Below are 17,414 nucleotides of genomic sequence, written 5' to 3' on the forward strand. Positions count from 1 at the left end.
GAATGAGCGGAAAATACGATAACATACTGGCTGTAAACCGCTGGAGGCTCGTGCTCGGAAGCGGCTCTGAAAGAAGCCTTGACTTTGTCGGGAGCTCAGATGAGGTCGGAAGGTTCATGGATATGGAACAGCTTCTTGACTACCTTTACGGCAATGCACAGGGAGACGATGTCCGCCGTGATGAGTGCAGACAGGGTGGGGCAGAGGATTCGCGGCTCACAGCTGCAAAGTGGATAACCCGTGTGCGGCAGCTTTTCCCTAAGTCTGCTGCGGAGGTCATGCAGCGCCATGCACTTGAGGAATTCGGCATGACCGAATTGCTGACAGACAAGAAGATACTTGATAGCATGAAGCCCGATATGCAGCTGCTGAAAACCGTTATCCAGCTGAAGCATCTTATGCACGGTGAGGTCCTTGAAACGGCAAAGCGCATCGCCAGACAGGTAGCAGACGAGCTGCGGGAGAAGCTGGAAAACACCACACGCAGAGGAATAACAGGCAGGCTTGACCGTTCACAGCGAAGTCCTGTCCGTTCATACAGAAACATAGACATGAAGAAAACTATCAGGCGCAACCTGAAAAATTATGACACCGACCGTGAACAGCTTGTCCTTCAGGAGGTCTATTTCGGCAGCAGGATCAAGAAGTACAACAAGAAAACCGTTATCATCGCTGTTGACGAGAGCGGTTCAATGCTGGGCTCGGTGATTTACTCCGCTGTTATGGCGCAGATAATGGCAGGAATGAGCTTTGCAGACGTCAGGCTCGTGATTTTTGATACCAATGTGGTGGATCTTTCTTCTGAGGCAGAGGACCCTGCACAGGTGATAATGAGCATTCAGCTCGGCGGAGGAACTGACATAGGAAAAGCCCTCGGCTACTGCGAGACACTTATAACTGCTCCCCATGAGACCTGTGTGATATGTGTCACCGACCTCTTTGAGGGCGGCAGCAGGAGCCGTCTGCTCAATACTGCACGGAGCATTATCGGCAGCAGCGCTAAGCTGAGCTTCCTCACCGCTCTTGACGAGGAGGCTGAGCCTGTGTTTGATAGGGATCTGGGTCAGAAACTTGCCGATATGGGCGCATTTGTGGGGGCACTGACCCCCGACAGGCTGGGAGAGTACATAGGCAGTCTGTTTGCATGATCTTGAGTGAAAGGAGCAAAGGGTATCGTGAACGATCAGCTTGCCGCCGCTATCCGTAAAGCGGACGAGGAAAGCCTTACTGCCATTGCAAACAAGGGCATATATAAACGTGCTGTCAAGGATGCCGAAGGTGCAGAAGGGGACATAACGTACTCAGGAGCTGCTGCGGAAGTATCGGTGGGCGGAGAAAAATGTGTCATAACCCTGCCTTTGGGAGAGAGCAGCTGCACCTGCCCTTCACGCACTGTCTGCCGCCATATCATCACAGCGATCCTTCTGCTGAAAAAACAGCTTCCCGAGCAGCCGCAGGAGGCTGAGGAAGATGCTCCCTGTGAGGAGGAAGAGAACGCGGAAGCGGCTGAGGCTGCGGAGATAAAGCCTGCCGCCGAAGACAGCGATGATACTCTCAGTGAAGGCGGGCTGAAAGCGGTACGCAGCTGTGCGGAGATGTGCATGGGACTTCTGGGTGGTGTTCTCACCCATGGACTTGTCCGTATCCCCGAGACTGCCGCCGAGGACTTTGAACTTGCTGCGGTACGCTGCCATGGAGCTAAAATGGCGGAATGTGAACGGCTGATGCGTGGGCTCGGCGGACGTATAGCTGACTGCGCCGCAAGAAGAGCGTCGTTTGACAGCAGGGCGTTTACCCGCCGCCTTCTGGAGACTGCGGAGCACCTTGAGCATTTACTGAATGATGAAATATCTCCCGATGATCTGGGCAGCTTCCGCAGTGTGTATACGGATATAAAGGGAGATCTGGAGCTCCTTCCCGTCGGACAGAGAACTGTTTCGGGCGGCGAATATACAGGCGAGATATTCTATTTTGTCAACTGCGATACGGAGCATGAATACCGTTTTCTGACGTTTTCCGATATACGTCCTGTGTTCTATGAAACTCTGAAAAAACGTCATACGGCAGCTTGTCCCTGGGGTATGGAGACACCCCTCCGCTCCGTGATGAAGCGCCGCCTCACTCTGGTGGGAGCTAAGGTGTGTGAGGGCAGACTGTCTGCTTCAAAGGATACGGTCGTTGCGGCTTCCGTTCCTGCTGTCCTTGACTGCTCACTGATACACAGCCTCATGGTGACTGATTTCCGTGAGATAGCCCTGAGCCTTGCGGAGAGTTCTTCCCGAAGGGAAACGGACAGGCTGTTTTTCATTTATCCGAAGCGTATGGTTCGGTATGGCTTTGACAGGAACGATCAGCAGCTTGTCATTACATTTGAGGATCACTGCGGCTGTACTGCCGACTGTATTGTGAAGTACCGCAGTGAGTCAAAAGAATTTATAGGACAGCTTGAGCGCATATGCAGAAGGATGTCGGAACCTTCGGAAAAGATCTATACTCTGCTGGTGACTGCATATATCGAGGAGGGGGAGCTGCGGTTCTTCCCCATAGAGATATATGACTTCATCAAGCCCGCGGAGCTGCACACATTCAGCTTAGCGGACAAAGCCCTGAAGCTTGCGGAGGAGGGAAGCTTTGCCGCGGAGACAGGCAGACATATCGCCGCTGTTGGTGATATGCTTGAAAGGATAGTCCTGACAGGCTTGCAGTCGGAGCATGACTGGGGACAGCTCATTGCAGAAAGCAGAAATATGGGTATGCATGGACTTGCGGGACTTACAGAGGAAACGGCAGAGGCTGCCGAAAGCTGCCGCCATTCGGTAACGGACGGTTCACGCAGGGTGCTTGACTGCATGATAAAGCTCAACAGGTATATCATTGCCGCAGAAGAACGGACAGGAAGCGTTTCTGCACTGAGTAAACTATATAAAGGAGAATAAGTATGCTTTACGGAGAAAAAGATCAGGAATTTGCAAAACTTGCTGAGGTGCTGAAAAGCACAGGATTCAGTGAAAACACCATAGACATCGGAATACGCTATATGAGCGGTGAGACTGCCGATGAAACGCTGCTTGACGGGATACAGCCCATCAGGGCAAAAAATGTGGTCAGCTGGGAACATCAGCGGATACTTGAGCGTATGAACGAAAAGGTCTTTGCCAAAAATGAAGAAGCATTCCTGAGATATGTCAGCTTTATTTTTACGGCATCGCACATGAGCGGAGCATCGTTCATTTTTCAGGGGCAGTACTACGGCTCAAAGCATAACAATGAGAAGACCCGCACAAAGGCTCTCAGGCGCCGTTTCGGAGATGAAGCCGAGGCTATAGAGCTTGCCCTCCGTGCATACTTTCACCATGAGATAATATGCAGACCCATGTACCTGGAAACAAACGATCCCGCTCTTTGCATGAAGGCTATCGGTATGCTTGACAAATACGGCAGCGGTCAGGATCATTTTGCAAAAGCCGAGCTCGCCGTATTCGCCCTTAACAATTCACCCCTTCCCGAAAAGGACAGGGACGCCGCAGACGATCCCATCGTAAAAAAGGCTGTTGATACGCTGATAGAAGTATATGACAGTGCCGGCAAGGTAAACGCTCATCAGTACAATTTCCTTACCGTAGCAATGGCAGAGGCTGCTCCCTTTTCCGAAAAAGCAAAGCAGATCTTTAAAGTCATGGCTGTAAATAACCTGGTGGAAGCTGCAAAGCTTGAAGGGGATTTTATCCGTTCCCACAGGAGGGTGTCACGGGTAATTGAGAGTATGCCCGAGATCATAAATGAGGATTATATACGCTATATCGCTTCGGGACACTTCACAAACCTGAAGGAGCGCCTTGGAAAGATGGCGGAATTCGACCCGAAAAAGGTCCGTACGGTGCTTGATTCCGAGAAGGATCTTAAAGTTGCGGTCATTTTGCAGGACGTGCTCACCGAGAAGGATCCGGGATTTGACCCGAAGGAATACGATCTGAAACGCAGAGTACAGCGCCGCGCCGAAAGAGTTCTGGAAGCATACAGCCGCGATGATCCCGCGCTAATAAGGAACTATCTTAAAGGCAAGGGCAGCTACGATGATATAAAAAGGATATTCAGCGGATACAAGAAGCTGAACAATCTCTCGGACGGCGGCAGGAAATTCGATTATTACGGCGTTTTCGGCGCAGATGACTTTTTCAGGCGTATTTTTACCATCGTCATGACAGCAAGCGACGACAGCTATTGCAGCCATATGAACGTTGAAGACAATACAGGCTACAAGCCATTCAATGAGGATATTGTACGTGAAAAGGAGTCCATGCAGTATATGCTGGATGCAGGTGCGCCCCTTACTGACGCTATATCGTGCATGGGCGACCTGGCTGAGGGAGAATACGGCACAACGGTGGAAGCCTACACAAATGCTGCTGCAAAAGCCGCAGAGCAGTTCAGTGACCTCCTCGGCGGCTGTGAGCCTAAGGATATGGGCGTGAGAGGCAGGATAATTTATACAAGAGCCATCGGCAGTGACCCCGTAAAATTCAGAAAAAATCTTGCAGCCCTTGCCGATGACGGAAGCAAGGCTGTACGCACCGAGGTGATAAACGTTTTCAAGGCTCATAAGGAGCTTGCTGATGAGGTCAGGACCCTCCTTGCTGCAAAGAAGCTGGCTAAGCGTGACATTGCTGTCACTGTGCTGGAAGCCTGGGGGACTGACGGATTTTCCGATGAACTTCAAAAGGCATTTGAAAGCGAAAAGAATGACAAGCTGAAAATACGTATCGCTGCACTTATTGGCTCGGAAAAAATAACTGCGTCTGTGCAGATAAGTGACGATGAAATGATCAAGAAGCTCATGCGCGGAGCTTCAAAAGTGGCGTGGCTGTACAGCAAGCCCTTTGAGCCTGTTCACAGGACCGACGGTACCATTGCCGATGAGGACTATCTCAAGGTCATGATGCTGTGTTATGCAAGCATGGAGAAGCTTGGAAGAAGCAGTCTTGCCTGCAGGCTGGCAGAGGAGCTTGACAGTAAGGAGCTGGAAGCATTTGCACAGGAGGTCTTTGCCCGCTGGTACGAAAAGGGCGCTGAGGCAAAGACAAAATGGGTGCTGTATTTCAGTGCGGTCCACGGCGGAAGCCCTATGTGCCGTGAGCTTGTTGTCCATATCAATGAATGGGGCAATTATTCCGTATATATGCAGAAAGCCATGGCTCTATATCAGCAGAACAGCAATACCATGATTGGTATGCGTACATCAATTGCAGGCGATGCTGTAATGGCTCTGGCAATGAACGGCAGCAGCGAGGCGCTTATGACCGTTGACAATATGGCGCGCAAGTTCAAGGGCAAGTCGGTGCGCAACGCTGCGGTCAACGCTATGGCAGCCGCCGCGGACGGTCTCGGTATAACTGCCGAGGAACTGGCGGACAGGATAGTTCCCGACCTTGGCTTTGATGAGAAGCTCTGCCGTGTATTTGATTACGGCAAGAGACAGTTCAGCGTATATATCCGCCCCTCACTTGAGCTGGAGATATTCTGCGGAGACAAGCTGCTGAAGTCCATGCCCAAGCCCGGAGCATCTGATGATGCCGAAAAGGCAAATGCCGCATATGAGCAGTTCAAGGAGATGAAGAAGGTGATGAAGTCCGCTGTGACTTTACAGAAACAGCGCCTTGAATACGTGCTTATGTGTGACAGAAAATGGAGCACCGAGGGATGGAGAGCTCTCTTTGTAAAGAATGCCATAATGCACTGCTTTGCCATTGACCTTATCTGGGGAATTTACGAGGACGGAAAGCTCATCACCACATTCCGCTATATGGACGACGGCAGCTTTACTACCTCTGACGGCGACGAATTTGAGCTTCCGGAGAACGTGGTGATAGGTCTTGTTCACCCTATAGAGCTTTCGGATGAGCTCAGGGCTCAGTGGACAGAACAGCTCAGCGACTATGAGATAGTTCAGCCCTTCCCGCAGCTCTCACGCACTGTATTCCGTCCCGAACCCTCAGAGCTGGAAACAAGGCGTCTCACCCGTTTCAAGGGGAAGGAAGCAGGCTGCCTTTCGCTGACAGGCAAGATGACAAGGCTCGGCTGGTACAAGGGGCAGGCTGAGGACGCAGGATTCTTCTACTATTTTATCCGCGAGGACGTTTCAAGCCGAAGCGTTGCCCCCGACGGCAGTGCGCTGGTGAAGGGCTATGGTACCATGCTGATACATTCGGGAATGTCCATTGCTGCCTATGACATGGAGGATGAGTCGGTCACTGCGGAGGATATAGTATTCTTCAGGGCGGGGAAGGCTCCGAATTACTGGGACAAAGAGGATACGGAATTCGTAAAGTGCAGTGAAGTGCCGCAGCGTTATTTCAGCGAGATAATGCTCCAGCTCACTTCCGCATTGGGCAGTAAAGAGGAGAACTGAGACTGACAGAACATCTGTACAGCGAATGGAGGGGCATATGATAGATATTGACAACATTGAGAAATACAAGGAAAACAACCGCATAGAGGCAAAAAAGGCTACAGGGGGACTTCCCGTGAGCCTGTGGGAGACCTATTCAGCCTTTGCAAATACCCTGGGCGGTATCATACTTCTGGGGGTGGAGGAGTACCCCGACAAGTCCCTGCACCCCGTTGACCTGCCCGACCCTCAGTGGCTCATCAGCGACTTCTGGGACATTATCCGTGACAAAAAGCGGGTCAGCAGGAATATCCTCACGGAAAAGGACGTCAGGATAGTTGAGACTGAGGGCAAGCACATCATCGTAATAAACGTACCAAGAATTGCCAGAGGCGAGGAGCCCGTCTACATCGGCGGGAGCCTCTATACAGGCACCTACAGGCGCAGCGGCGACGGCGATTACCGTTGCAGCGTGGAGGAGGTCGCTGCCATGCTCAGAGAGATGAAAGATTAGGTGTTTAGTTATGGGAGCGGCAGCATTTCTTCGCTCCATTGCCGAAGGCGGCTCAACAAGAGGACGTCCCTACAAGCTAACGGCTCGGAACTATGCACTAAGCACTATTAACTAATCACTAAAGAGATTGACTTTAAGGCGGGACTGTGATATAATAGTAAGGTAAAATTTAAATCCAATGGAGGTATCTCAAAATGGGAATGTTTGACAAGCTTATTACAAACCTTAAATCCAGCAAGAAAACCATCGTCTTCACCGAGGGAAGCGATCCCCGTATCCTCTCCGCTGCTGACAGACTTATCAAGGAAGACCTTATGGGCGTTATCCTCTGCGGCAACGTTGACGAGGTTAAGGCTGCTGCTAAGAACGGCGGCTTCAATATCGACAGCGCAGAGATCCTTGACCCTGCTACATATCCCGAGATGGACGCTCTCGTTGCTCAGATGGTAGAGCTCAGAAAGGGCAAGATGACTGAGGAAGAGTGCCGTGCTGCTCTGGCTAAGTCCAACTACTTCGGAACTATGCTCGTAAAGGCAGGCAAGGCAGACGCTCTCCTCGGCGGTGCTACATACTCAACAGCCGATACAGTAAGACCTGCTCTCCAGATAATCAAGACCAAGAAGGGCTCAAATCTGGTAAGCTCCTCATTCATTCTCTTCAGAGAGAAGGACGGCAAGGAAGAGAAGATAGCTATGGGCGACTGCGCTATCAACCTCAGCTATGAGGATACAGTTGACAAGGAGGGCAATGTTGTTCTCTCAGGCGCAAGAAAGCTTGCAGAGGTCGCTGTTGAAACTGCAAAGACAGCTGATTTCTTCGGCATTGATCCTAAGGTAGCTGTTCTCAGCTTCTCTACATACGGCTCGGGCAAGGGCGGCACAGTTCAGCTCAGCCACGACGCTGTTATCGAGGCAAGAAACATCGACCCCAACCTTGTAATCGACGGTGAGTTCCAGTTCGACGCTGCTGTTTCAGCAGAAGTTGCAAAGACAAAGTGCCCCGACTCAAAGGTTGCAGGACAGGCTAACACATTCATCTTCCCCCTCATCGAGGCTGGAAACATCGGCTACAAGATAGCTCAGAGACTTGGCGGCTACGAGGCTTACGGTCCTATTCTCCAGGGCCTTAACGCTCCTATCAACGACCTTTCAAGAGGCTGCAACGCTGACGAAGTTTACAAGATGGCTATCATCACAGCTGGCATGGCTTAAGCAATGCTTTGCATTGCTTAATTCGGAATTCGGAATTATTGTCGAAGCCAGATAACTGTGTAAACTAAATCTTAATGATACAAAAACAGGGACTGCGTTTTTTGCAGTCCCGTTTTGTTTTTATTCATTTTCTTCGACAGGCTTTTCCGTGACATCGCTTATGCGCCAGCCATTCTCTGTATTTGTAATAGTAAAGACTGTCTCAACGGTATATTTATATCCAGCACCATCAAAGCCTGATCTATGGAGAACTGTAATAATATTACCATTCTCGTCCGTCTCGGCATTAACAATGTCCTCGTCCCAATCATGGGGTCCCATGCTATCATCATGAACAGATTTTTCGATATAATATCCGTTATCTGTAGTATACATAAATGTATCGTAGTTAATGTCATCTTCTTTATCGCACATACAGTTGTCAAGCACTACCTTTCCGAACTTCTCATCGAATATCTCAAAGCATCTCTTTTCTATATCCGCCCATGTGGGATACCTCAGGTCTGTGACAAGGTAGAACTCTCTCTGATGTTCAACACCGTCGGATGATATTATAGTTTTTGTAACGACATTATTCTTGTCTACTTCAAGATTTCCTCCATGAAGGTCATTCGAAAAATCTCTGTATGCTCCTGTAAGCTCCTTGGCTATAGCGTCTGCGTCGGTGCTGTTGTCGTTTTCTTCATCAAGGGGCTTTTCCGTAACATCGCTTATGCGCCAGCCGTTTGGAGTTTCCACGATAGTGAATGTGGTCTCGGGGATTGGATAATCATGGACTTCGCGGAGCTCTGTCTCTGCAATTGTTGCGATTATATTGCCGCTGTCATCGGTATGGACATTCATGTCATATTCGCTGGTCGATAACGGGTCTATGCCATTATCATGCAGACCTGTTTCGACGTAGTATCCGTCCTCTGTGACACAGAAAAACGGATTGCCCATAATATCTTCTGTATTCTCGGTACTAATTTCGAGTATTCTATGTGCAAGCTCGGTATCGAGTATCTCATAACAGCGCTTTTCTATATCTGCCCATGTGGGAAATCTCGTGTCGGTAACGCGATAGAACTCTCTGTCAAAGGTAACGTCGTTGTCGGGAATTGTTATTGCCCTTGTGATAATATCAGACTTGTCAACTTCAAGGTCTCCTCCATAAAGGACGCACATAAACTCTCTGTAATCGTCAATGAGTCCCTTTGCAATTGCGTCTGCGTCGATTTCTGCTTCGGTCTGCTCCTCTGTAAGGGCTTCTGTTGTGACCTCGGTGGTCTCTGAAATGCTCTCCTCCACCTCAGCTGCGGGAGCCTTACCGTTACGGCTGATATAGTACATACTGCCGCCTATGCCTGCCACAAGGAGCAAAGCCGCTGCTGCAACACTTACGCCCTTATACCACTTTGGTCTGCGGTATTTCTCAACTCCCGATACGTCAATACTGCTGTTGTCTATTTTTATATCAAACTTTCTTTTACTCATGGCGTACAGCCTCTCTTTCTGCTCGTCTCTGAGGACGGGATACTCTTTTGCGAGTCTGTCTGCTGTTTTGCTGTCGATGTCATTGAATACATCGTCTGTTCTCATTGTGATCCCTCCTCTGTGATACCTGCCGCGCTGAGAAGTTCCCTGAGCTTTTTCCTTGACCTGCTGAGCCTTTTCTGCACAGCAATGTCGCTCAGTCTCACAAGAGCGGCTATCTGTTTGGTTTTCAGTCCGTAGTAATAGAAGTAAACGATGATGGAAGAATCGGGCTCCCCAAGGCTTTTTATGCAGTCAAGAACTGTCTCGCGCAGAGCCGAGAGCTCCGCGGACTCATCGACTCTGATGTCGGAAGAAAGCTCGCCCAGGGTCTCCGACTCCATAGATACGGTAGTATCCTTTTTTGCAGAAAGCCGCCTGAAATAGCTTACCGCAGTACGCTTTGCAATGGTGCCTATCAAGCCTTTCAGGTCTCCGTCGGCAGCTTTGTGGCTTTCGAGATAGCGGAATACCGCCGCAAATGTATCGCTGAGACACTCGTCCGTGTCCTCGGGACTTCCGCAGCCTTTAAGCTTGTTGGCGCAGATAGCATAGACGTAGCCGCAGTATTCATCGAACAGAGCCCGTCTGCCTTCCTCGGCTGACTGCTCCATCATGCGGCTCAGCTCTTTGTCTGTCATCGTTTCACTCCTTTGAATGCATTCATATATTACACTCGCCTTGCCATGAGAATTTCTGACAGGTTTCTTTTAAGTGCATAGTGATTAGTGCTTAGTGCATAGTTCCGGGCCGTCAGCCTTGCAGGGACGCCTTTGGTGACGGAACGGATTATGTCGCCGCCCACATAACTAAGCACTAAGCACTAACCACTAACAACTCAACAGTATCACCTTCGGCGATGGATCAAAGTATGCAACCGTCGGATCAGCCCGTCCTTACCCGAAAGGCTTGCCGACACTTGTACTCACACCCCGTACTTGGTCTTGATACGGGAGAGCTTCTCGCCGAAGGGTTTAGCAAGGAGATACAGGAACAGAACGTTTGACACCGCATAGCTGACCGTATAGGGCACAGCGGACACAAGTGCTGCCAGATAGAGCTTTATGTCAAAGCCGCGGTTGTACCAGAGTACCGTCCAGACGTCCATGATGAATGAGTAGGCGATGCCCGTTGCGGCTCCGTAAATGAGGAGCAGGACACGGCTTTTCAGCAGCTTATCCGAGAGTATGCCCGCAAAGAGTCCGATGAGTCCCCAGGCAAGCATCTGAAAGGCTGTCCAGGGACCCTGTCCGAAGTAAAAATTGGACAGCAGAGCAGACATGGCTCCCACCAGAAAGCCTGCTTCTCCGCCCAGATAGAGGGCAGTGATTATGGTGAGGGCTGCAACGGGCTTGAGTATGGGTATGAACCTTCCCGCGAAGCACAGGGCTGTCATAACGGCTGCAATGACCATGCGGCGCGTTCCGGTGGACTTTTTCTCGAAGCCTGCCGCAAAGACCAGCAGTGCCGACACAGCAACTGCAAGGGCGATGATTATGTGCTTTTTCTCGTCGAAGGCGAGGGCTCCCAGAACTGTAATGAGGGGGACCGCTATGAATGGCACCACCACGCGGATAGTGTCGCGGAGCCTTTTGCTTTTTATCAGCAGCATATCAGCTCTCCTTCCTGCCGTTTAAGCGGCAAAGCTCTGCGGCGTCGGAAAGGGTGACGGCTCCGTCGAAATAGCCCCTTGTCATGCGGCTGACTGCGGTGGTGTAGAAGCTGTTTTCCGAGAAGAACTCACGGGGAGCTCCCTCCGAGACTATCTTTCCTCCGAAGAACATAGCGCACCTGTCGGCGCATAGGGCTGCGAACTCCACATCGTGGGTGACGGTGACAACGGTGAGACCGTCGGCTTTGAGCCTTTTCAGCAGCTCTATGAAGCTCTCCTTAGCCGCCGCGTCAAGTCCCTTTGTGGGCTCGTCCAGCAGCAGGAGACGTGGGTGTGCAGCCAGTACCTTTGCAAGGGCGACAAGCTGCTGCTGACCTCCCGACAGGTCATAGGGGTGCTGCTCCAGCAGGGGAGAGAGGTCGTAGGGAAGCTCTTTCAGCTCCGCACTGCACTCCTCCAGCTCCTCCCTGACGGTGTTCCTGAGAAATACGGTCTGAACGTCCTGGGGCAGCATTGCAAGGCACTCACGGTACAGTGAGCGGTTCTTGTAGTCTTTGAGCTTTTTGCCGAAAACCCGTATTTTGCCGCTGTAGGGCTTCAGCAGTCCTGCCGCTGCCGAGAGAGCCGTGGTCTTGCCCGAGCCGTTGCCCCCGAGGATACAGAAAAGCTCTCCCGTGTTCACCCTGAGACTGAGACTGTCCAGAACGTCCGCACCGTTTTTCTCGTAGCGGAAGCAGACTCCCTCATATTCCAGCGCAGCTTCTCCATCGTGAGGAGCTGTTTCGCTTTCAAGGGCTCTTACGGAGTTGCCGTAGGTGGACTCTATGAAGTTCCTGCCCTCACGGACCGTAAGGGGAGCCTTGCCCTGTTCTCCCAGAGCCGCGAAAAGCTTAGATGCCGCAGGCATACCGCACATTATGTCCTTCCTGTCACCCAGCCCTGCCAGTACCTCCGAGGGAGAGCCCTCACCGATGAGCTTGCCTCCGTCCATTACAAGGAGCCTGTCGCACAGGGGGACTACCTCCTCCAGACGGTGCTCCGCCATGAGAATGGTTATGGAGAAATCGTTGGCGATACGCCGCAGAGTTGCAATGAAATCCGAGGCAGCAATGGGGTCAAGCTGAGCCGTGGGCTCGTCCAGAATGAGGAGCTTGGGCTGCATGACAAGAACGGAAGCCAGGTTTAGGAGCTGCTTCTGACCGCCCGAAAGCTCCGCAGTGTCCCTGCCGAACCAGTCCCCGATACCGAAATAGCTTGCCATTTCCGCTATCCTCCGTGATATATGAGCAGGGGGAGTACCCAGATTTTCCAGTCCGAAGGCAAGCTCGTGCCAGACCTTGTCGGTGACTATCTGCTGTTCGGGCTTCTGCATGACGAAACCTATCTCCGAGGCGGACTCCCTGTCGGACAGCTCCCCGAGAGCCTTTCCGCAGAAAATGACGCTGCCCGAGACCTGTCCCATGGGAGACAGCTCCCGTTTCAGCATACGCAGGAGAGTGGACTTGCCGCTTCCCGTAGCCCCGCAGAGCACAGCCAGCTCCCCACGTTCAAGGGTGAGGGAGATATTCTCAATGGCAGGCTTTTTACAATTGGGGTAAGTGAAGGTCATATCCCTGACCGCAAGTATTTCCATCTCAGTTCCGCCTCCGTTTCTATGAATATGGGCAGCATGACCAGTGCTGCGTAGGAAATTATCCCCGAAATACCGAGGAATGTGAGCTCTTTCATCTCCATTGACGGATAGAACTCAAAGCTGAGGGCTCCCGTACCGATGGCGGCAGCTGTCACCCCAAGAAGAGCCAGTGACGCCGCCAGCAGGAGAATATCTCCCCGACGGAAGCCGAAGCGCCGCAGCTGAGTACGTCTGCCTGTGCCGAAGCCCCTTGCCTCCATGCTGTCAGCGGTGATAATGCCGTTCTCCAGCGCCCATGTAACCATGATGGAGAAGATACGGGACTTCCCCCTTATGTCGTCCACGATATTGTCCTCTTTGTATAGTCCCATGGCGGTCTGTGCAGCGCTTATCTTTGCGGACTGCCTGCTGAAAAGGGGGACGAATCTCAGTGCCATGGACAGCACCAGTGACAGCTTGGGGGAGAGAGCTCCCGTGATGTAGAGGAGCTTCTCCGAGGTCATTATCTGTGTGAAGGAGCGGAACCAGTACAGGACGCCGATTATCATAACTGCTGAATTTACGCCGTACAGCGCCGCTTCCAGAGTTACGGGATTGTGGTTCATGACAAAGAGCACCGTCTTGCCGTTGTGTGAGACAAGGGGATTTGCCAGTGCCAGGACTGCGAAAAGCAGCCAGAAAAACAGGTGAGTTTTCCTGTGGGTGAAGCCGTTGCGCTTTAGGAAGAACAGCACTCCTCCCGCCAGTGATATTACCATGAGTGCAGGGTAACTGCAAAACATTGCCACCCCCGTGACGCTGAAAAACCACACCGCCACTGCTATGGGATTGTATTCGGAAAAGCTTCTCATTCCTCGTATACCTCGTTAAGGTCGTGCCCCACCTCGCAGGTGTAGAGCCATTCTATGCGGTCTCCGTCGCTGAGGACATACTCTCCGCAGTTACGCGAGGGAGTGATGCCGTTGACATGATAGACCCAGCCCGAAAGGTCGCCGAAATCGAATTCGTAGATGTAGTTTATGCCCGAGATGTAGACCATGCCGTGGGAGCTGCCTGCGCTGCCCTTGTTCTCCACCTGTATGCCGTAGGTCTGTGCAGCCTCGGTGAGTATGTCGAAGACCGTGTCGCCGCTCTCGATGCCGAAGGCTGTGGGTGCCAGTATCACGCCGTCCGCAGGGATATGCTCCGAGTCGGACCTGCCTGCGATAGTGTCGCAGCGTATCTCCATGGTGACAGAGCCGATGACATTGTCCTTCTCCTTCTTCTCGCCGCTGTAATACTCCTCGGGTGAGCGAATGTCCGTCAGGAGAATGACCGCTATCGCCGCAGCTGCCGCTGCTCCCAGGAAGATGAAGTTTTTGTAGCTGCGCTTGCCCATGATGAAGATGATAAGGGCGATGACCGCAGCCGCTGCCAGTACAATGAGTATGGCGAAGGGCTTGTAGCTTCTCCGTGACTGCTTCTCGGTAAGCTCCTGTGCTGCTGTTACGGCAGTCTCTGTCTGTGGAGCCCCCGATGTTACGGAAATCACCGTTGCAGTCTGCTTTGCAGTGGTAGTCCCTGTGCCCGTTGTGGTAGTCTCCGTGGACTTGCCTGCATTTGCGGTTGTGGAGCTTTTTCCAGTTGTGGGAGCCGTTGTGCCTGCGCTTACCTCCTCATTAACTGAGGTACCGCCCTCCTGAGAGCCGACCTTACTGCCGCTGCCCTCATTACTGCCCCCCTGTGAGGGCTGAGCCGTCTGCTTATTGTCCAGAATGAGCAGGGGAGACTTCCCCTCGGTCATGCGCCTGAACGCCACAAAGGAGTAATATGCCTGCACCGTGGCGGTCTCGTTGAAGCCTCCGTCTTTAGTGTGGCAGAAGCTTCCGTCGGGCAGGCGGTACTGGGCTATGCCGTCGATAAGGTCGTTGCCCTCCTTGATGAAGCGCTCATCGTAGCGGCAGTCTATCCCCAGTGCCGATACCGCTGTAAGCACCTGCGCCGTGCTCTCCGCATTGGGATTGCCGAAGCTCTCATAGCCGCCGTCCTCCTTCTGACGCTCCGATAGGAAGTCCACAGCCCTGTACACCGCCTCTGATACAGCACCGTTGCTGTCATACTGAGGAGCAAGAGCCTGAAGGGTCATGGCGGTAACGTCAATGTCGCCGTAGTCTCCCCACAGTGCCCAGCCCCCGTCATCAAGCTGCAGTGACAGGATATAGTCCGCCACGGACTCAGCCGTGTAGGAGGGGCAGGTGTAGCCGTTATTGAGGATATGGAGCCCGTAGATCCAGCTCATAATGCCCTGCCTGCCTATGGAGCTTTCAAGGGTGTCGGTGATGTAGCTGCTTGTGCTTCCAGAGGCGCAGAGCCCCAGTGCGTATTTTTCCCGTGATGTGGCAGAGGAGACACTGTTGCTGCTGAGATAGCTCTCAAGGGAGCTCCTGTATGCGGAGAGGTCGCTGTAGCCGCTCTGACTGAGGGTGAGTGCATACCAGTCCGTGGAGGTGCCCGCACCTGCGGCAATATCCCCCGAGAGCCAGTCTTCAACGCTTCCCGAGCCCGTCTGATTAAGCTTATAATCAACGATACCGCCGATAAGGTCATCGACCTCACCGACGGTATGCTCACAGTATGCCGACTGTATGGGAACAACAGTCGGCAATACTGCAAATATCAGTGCGGTACTCAGGCAAGCCGTGAGTATCTTACTTTTCATTTCTGCGTCTGAGAGTAAATGCTGCGGCAGCTGCTGCGCCCAGTGCGACTACAGCCATAGCTGCGCCGGAGTCTCCTGTCTTGGGAGAGTTGCTCTTTGACTTTGTAGTAGTTACGGGAGCCTTTGTGGTCTTTGCGGTAGTAGTTGTTGTTGTTGTTGTGGAAGTAGTGGTCGTGGTTGTAGTTGTGGTTGTAGTCTCGGCAGCCTCGCCGTTTACAGTCATGATGTATGAGGGAGGAGCTATCTTGAAGTTGCCGCCCTTAGCGCTGACAACATTCTTGCCTGCCTCTGTGAACTTTACTGTGACCTTGCCCTCTGCATCGGTAACGAAGTCTGTCTCATTGCCGTTGATAGTTATCTTTGCGCCCTCTACGGGGTTCTCAACGGGAGCCCATGAAGCGTCGAAGGAGAGAGCCTTGAGCTGGAGAGTAACTTCCTTGTCGGCTTCACCCTCGCCCTCTCTTGCGTCGAACCAGCTGTAGTGATAGTCAAGGTCGGAAGGGTCGGGGAAGGTGAGAGCGTCAATGTAGTCGCCGTCCTTGACCTCGTCGGTAAGACCATTAGCCATCTTTGTGTTTACGTAGTAGCCGAATGACTGCTGATTTTCTTTGCCCCAGAGTACGTCAAGACCCAGACCGTACTGTCCCACAGAAGTCTTGTAGCCTGCTGCTGCGCCGCCTTCGTAATTGTCCTCATGAGCGATGTAGAGAGCATCGTTGACAGTGAGCTTGCCGTCACCGTCAATATCGGTAACATTTACGGGCTCCTGTGTCAGTACCAGTGCACTGTTGCTGTCAGAGATAGTGACATAGACCTTGGTCTCACCCTCTGCTGAGGCGTTCATTGCAGCAGCTGAGAATGACATTACCAGAGCTGCTGCCATAGCGAATGATTTTTTCATAATACCTACTCCTTAAAATTTACTTACAGGCAACAAAAAAAGCCTTTCCGCGGTGCAGAAAAGCGCAGCAAAACAGCTCCGCAGGGCAACTGCGAAGTTTTTGGCATACGTTCTCCCTTGCCCGAAAACGTTTATTACCTGCTCTGAGCCTGACGAGCGATCCGACTGTACGGCAGTGACTGCTGCGACGGACTTTCACCGTGCTTCCCTCAGTTTCAGACTCCATATTACAGGTTCATTATATCACAGCGTATATACGCTGTCAAGTTAAAAAAGGGTTACAGCGCATGAAAAAGGGCGGAATCACCGCCCTCTGTGCTTATGATTTCTTCTCGTAAGCGTAGCCGAAGTTTATGGGAGGAGCTGTCACGGAGACATAGATGAATTCCTCATCGCCGTCATTGAGGAGTCCGTGGACGTCCCTGTCCGCAAAACGCACCACATCGCCTGCCCTGAAGGGCTTAGTTTTATCGTCCGCAAGAAGGAGAGTGCCGCTGCCTTTGGTGGCGTACCATATTTGCTCGGAAGCCTCATGGGTATGCCTGGGCTGGCTTACTCCCACCTCAAGATGGACCTCTGTGATGGTCACTCTTGTGCTGGCGGAGTTCTCGGGATTGAGAAGCTGACGGGAGACAACTCCCGGGTTTGAGAGCTCCTTTATTTCGTGAGCGCTTATGAATTCCATATAATATCCTCCTGTCTTTAATATAATAATACAATTATATCGTAGAAAGGGGAGGGTTTCAAGACGTAAAATGTCCCATAAAAGGCTGTTGAGAACCTCTCAGGCATTATGTAAAATGATAAAATTATATCTCAGGGCTTGCAATGGGGAGAAATATGTGGTAAAATATAACTTGTAATGTGTCCCAATAGCTCAGTAGGATAGAGCGACTGCCTCCTAAGCAGTAGGCCGGAGGTTCGACTCCTCTTTGGGACGCCAGC

The 17,414-nt window shown here is 51.9% G+C and carries 13 protein-coding genes, 1 tRNA gene and 1 riboswitch; of the genes, 6 read left to right on the forward strand and 8 right to left on the reverse strand.

Going from position 1 to position 17,414, the window contains the following annotated elements; genetic code table 11:
- Nucleotides 1–2 precede the first annotated feature (2 nt).
- The 5 genes from T488_RS0114595 (at nt 3) to pta (ending at nt 8,110) form a co-directional block, all read left to right on the forward strand.
- Nucleotides 3–1,148 carry a VWA domain-containing protein gene (locus T488_RS0114595; RefSeq protein WP_028521437.1) on the forward strand — a complete coding sequence of 382 codons (1,146 nt, stop codon included), beginning with the start codon at nt 3–5 and terminating at the stop codon, nt 1,146–1,148.
- Nucleotides 1,149–1,154: 6 nt separating this feature from the next.
- Nucleotides 1,155–2,936, forward strand: coding sequence for an SWIM zinc finger family protein (locus T488_RS0114600; RefSeq protein ID WP_155267234.1), 1,782 nt, complete (start codon nt 1,155–1,157; stop codon nt 2,934–2,936).
- A gap of 2 nt (nt 2,937–2,938) precedes the next feature.
- Complete coding sequence (locus T488_RS19025; RefSeq protein WP_051536503.1) at nt 2,939–6,406, forward strand: DUF4132 domain-containing protein; 3,468 nt, start codon at nt 2,939–2,941, stop codon at nt 6,404–6,406.
- Nucleotides 6,407–6,443: 37 nt separating this feature from the next.
- A complete protein-coding gene (locus T488_RS0114610) occupies nt 6,444–6,899 on the forward strand; it encodes an AlbA family DNA-binding domain-containing protein (RefSeq protein ID WP_028521439.1) in 456 nt (151 codons plus the stop codon).
- A 194-nt stretch (nt 6,900–7,093) separates the two neighbouring features.
- Nucleotides 7,094–8,110, forward strand: a complete 1,017-nt coding sequence (pta, locus tag T488_RS0114615; protein ID WP_028521440.1) for a phosphate acetyltransferase — start codon at nt 7,094–7,096, stop codon at nt 8,108–8,110.
- Between the two features lie 120 nt (nt 8,111–8,230).
- Here the strand turns inward: pta and T488_RS0114620 are convergent, their stop codons facing one another.
- The 8 genes from T488_RS0114620 to T488_RS0114655 all read right to left on the reverse strand — a co-directional run bounded on the left by T488_RS0114620 (nt 8,231) and on the right by T488_RS0114655 (nt 17,154).
- On the reverse strand, nt 8,231–9,691 hold the full coding sequence (locus T488_RS0114620; RefSeq protein ID WP_028521441.1) for a hypothetical protein: 1,461 nt from the start codon (nt 9,689–9,691) through the stop codon (nt 8,231–8,233).
- Nucleotides 9,688–10,266 carry an RNA polymerase sigma factor gene (locus T488_RS0114625; protein WP_028521442.1) on the reverse strand — a complete coding sequence of 193 codons (579 nt, stop codon included), beginning with the start codon at nt 10,264–10,266 and terminating at the stop codon, nt 9,688–9,690. Before T488_RS0114625 ends, T488_RS0114620 begins: the two co-directional genes overlap by 4 nt.
- A 284-nt stretch (nt 10,267–10,550) precedes the next feature.
- Entirely contained in the window at nt 10,551–11,237 is a 687-nt protein-coding gene (locus T488_RS0114630; protein WP_028521443.1) for an ECF transporter S component, read from the reverse strand.
- Nucleotide 11,238: 1 nt separating this feature from the next.
- On the reverse strand, nt 11,239–12,870 hold the full coding sequence (locus tag T488_RS0114635; RefSeq protein ID WP_028521444.1) for an ABC transporter ATP-binding protein: 1,632 nt from the start codon (nt 12,868–12,870) through the stop codon (nt 11,239–11,241).
- Nucleotides 12,843–13,721 carry an energy-coupling factor transporter transmembrane component T gene (locus tag T488_RS0114640; RefSeq protein ID WP_028521445.1) on the reverse strand — a complete coding sequence of 293 codons (879 nt, stop codon included), beginning with the start codon at nt 13,719–13,721 and terminating at the stop codon, nt 12,843–12,845. The genes T488_RS0114635 and T488_RS0114640 overlap by 28 nt, the downstream gene beginning before the upstream one ends.
- Nucleotides 13,718–15,568 (reverse strand): DUF4430 domain-containing protein, encoded by a 1,851-nt coding sequence (locus T488_RS18235; RefSeq protein ID WP_037298368.1) that lies wholly within the window; start codon nt 15,566–15,568, stop codon nt 13,718–13,720. The genes T488_RS0114640 and T488_RS18235 overlap by 4 nt, the downstream gene beginning before the upstream one ends.
- Nucleotides 15,558–16,469: an NPXTG-anchored protein gene (locus T488_RS0114650; protein ID WP_028521446.1), complete on the reverse strand. Its 912-nt coding sequence runs from the start codon at nt 16,467–16,469 to the stop codon at nt 15,558–15,560. The genes T488_RS18235 and T488_RS0114650 overlap by 11 nt, the downstream gene beginning before the upstream one ends.
- Nucleotides 16,470–16,615: 146 nt before the next feature.
- A riboswitch (adenosylcobalamin-variant (AdoCbl-variant) riboswitch) is annotated at nt 16,616–16,691 on the reverse strand.
- Nucleotides 16,692–16,788: 97 nt separating this feature from the next.
- Nucleotides 16,789–17,154, reverse strand: a complete 366-nt coding sequence (locus T488_RS0114655; RefSeq protein ID WP_028521447.1) for a cupin domain-containing protein — start codon at nt 17,152–17,154, stop codon at nt 16,789–16,791.
- A gap of 181 nt (nt 17,155–17,335) precedes the next feature.
- On the opposite strand from T488_RS0114655, the gene T488_RS0114660 reads away from it, so the two are divergent.
- Nucleotides 17,336–17,412, forward strand: a tRNA-Arg gene (locus tag T488_RS0114660).
- Nucleotides 17,413–17,414: the final 2 nt, after the last annotated feature.

This window comes from Ruminococcus flavefaciens ND2009, assembly GCF_000621785.1.
Classification (GTDB): domain Bacteria; phylum Bacillota; class Clostridia; order Oscillospirales; family Ruminococcaceae; genus Ruminococcus; species Ruminococcus flavefaciens_C.

Bases quoted from the DNA above. Each gene is read 5' to 3' on its own strand.
- T488_RS0114595 (WP_028521437.1), top strand. From the start codon at position 3: ATGAGCGGAAAATACGATAACATACTGGCTGTAAACCGCTGGAGGCTC.
- T488_RS19025 (WP_051536503.1), top strand. From the start codon at position 2,939: ATGCTTTACGGAGAAAAAGATCAGGAATTTGCAAAACTTGCTGAGGTG.
- T488_RS0114610 (WP_028521439.1), top strand. From the start codon at position 6,444: ATGATAGATATTGACAACATTGAGAAATACAAGGAAAACAACCGCATA.
- pta (WP_028521440.1), top strand. From the start codon at position 7,094: ATGGGAATGTTTGACAAGCTTATTACAAACCTTAAATCCAGCAAGAAA.
- T488_RS0114620 (WP_028521441.1), bottom strand. From the start codon at position 9,691: ATGAGAACAGACGATGTATTCAATGACATCGACAGCAAAACAGCAGAC.
- T488_RS0114625 (WP_028521442.1), bottom strand. From the start codon at position 10,266: ATGACAGACAAAGAGCTGAGCCGCATGATGGAGCAGTCAGCCGAGGAA.
- T488_RS0114630 (WP_028521443.1), bottom strand. From the start codon at position 11,237: ATGCTGCTGATAAAAAGCAAAAGGCTCCGCGACACTATCCGCGTGGTG.
- T488_RS0114635 (WP_028521444.1), bottom strand. From the start codon at position 12,870: ATGGAAATACTTGCGGTCAGGGATATGACCTTCACTTACCCCAATTGT.
- T488_RS0114640 (WP_028521445.1), bottom strand. From the start codon at position 13,721: ATGAGAAGCTTTTCCGAATACAATCCCATAGCAGTGGCGGTGTGGTTT.
- T488_RS18235 (WP_037298368.1), bottom strand. From the start codon at position 15,568: ATGAAAAGTAAGATACTCACGGCTTGCCTGAGTACCGCACTGATATTT.
- T488_RS0114650 (WP_028521446.1), bottom strand. From the start codon at position 16,469: ATGAAAAAATCATTCGCTATGGCAGCAGCTCTGGTAATGTCATTCTCA.
- T488_RS0114655 (WP_028521447.1), bottom strand. From the start codon at position 17,154: ATGGAATTCATAAGCGCTCACGAAATAAAGGAGCTCTCAAACCCGGGA.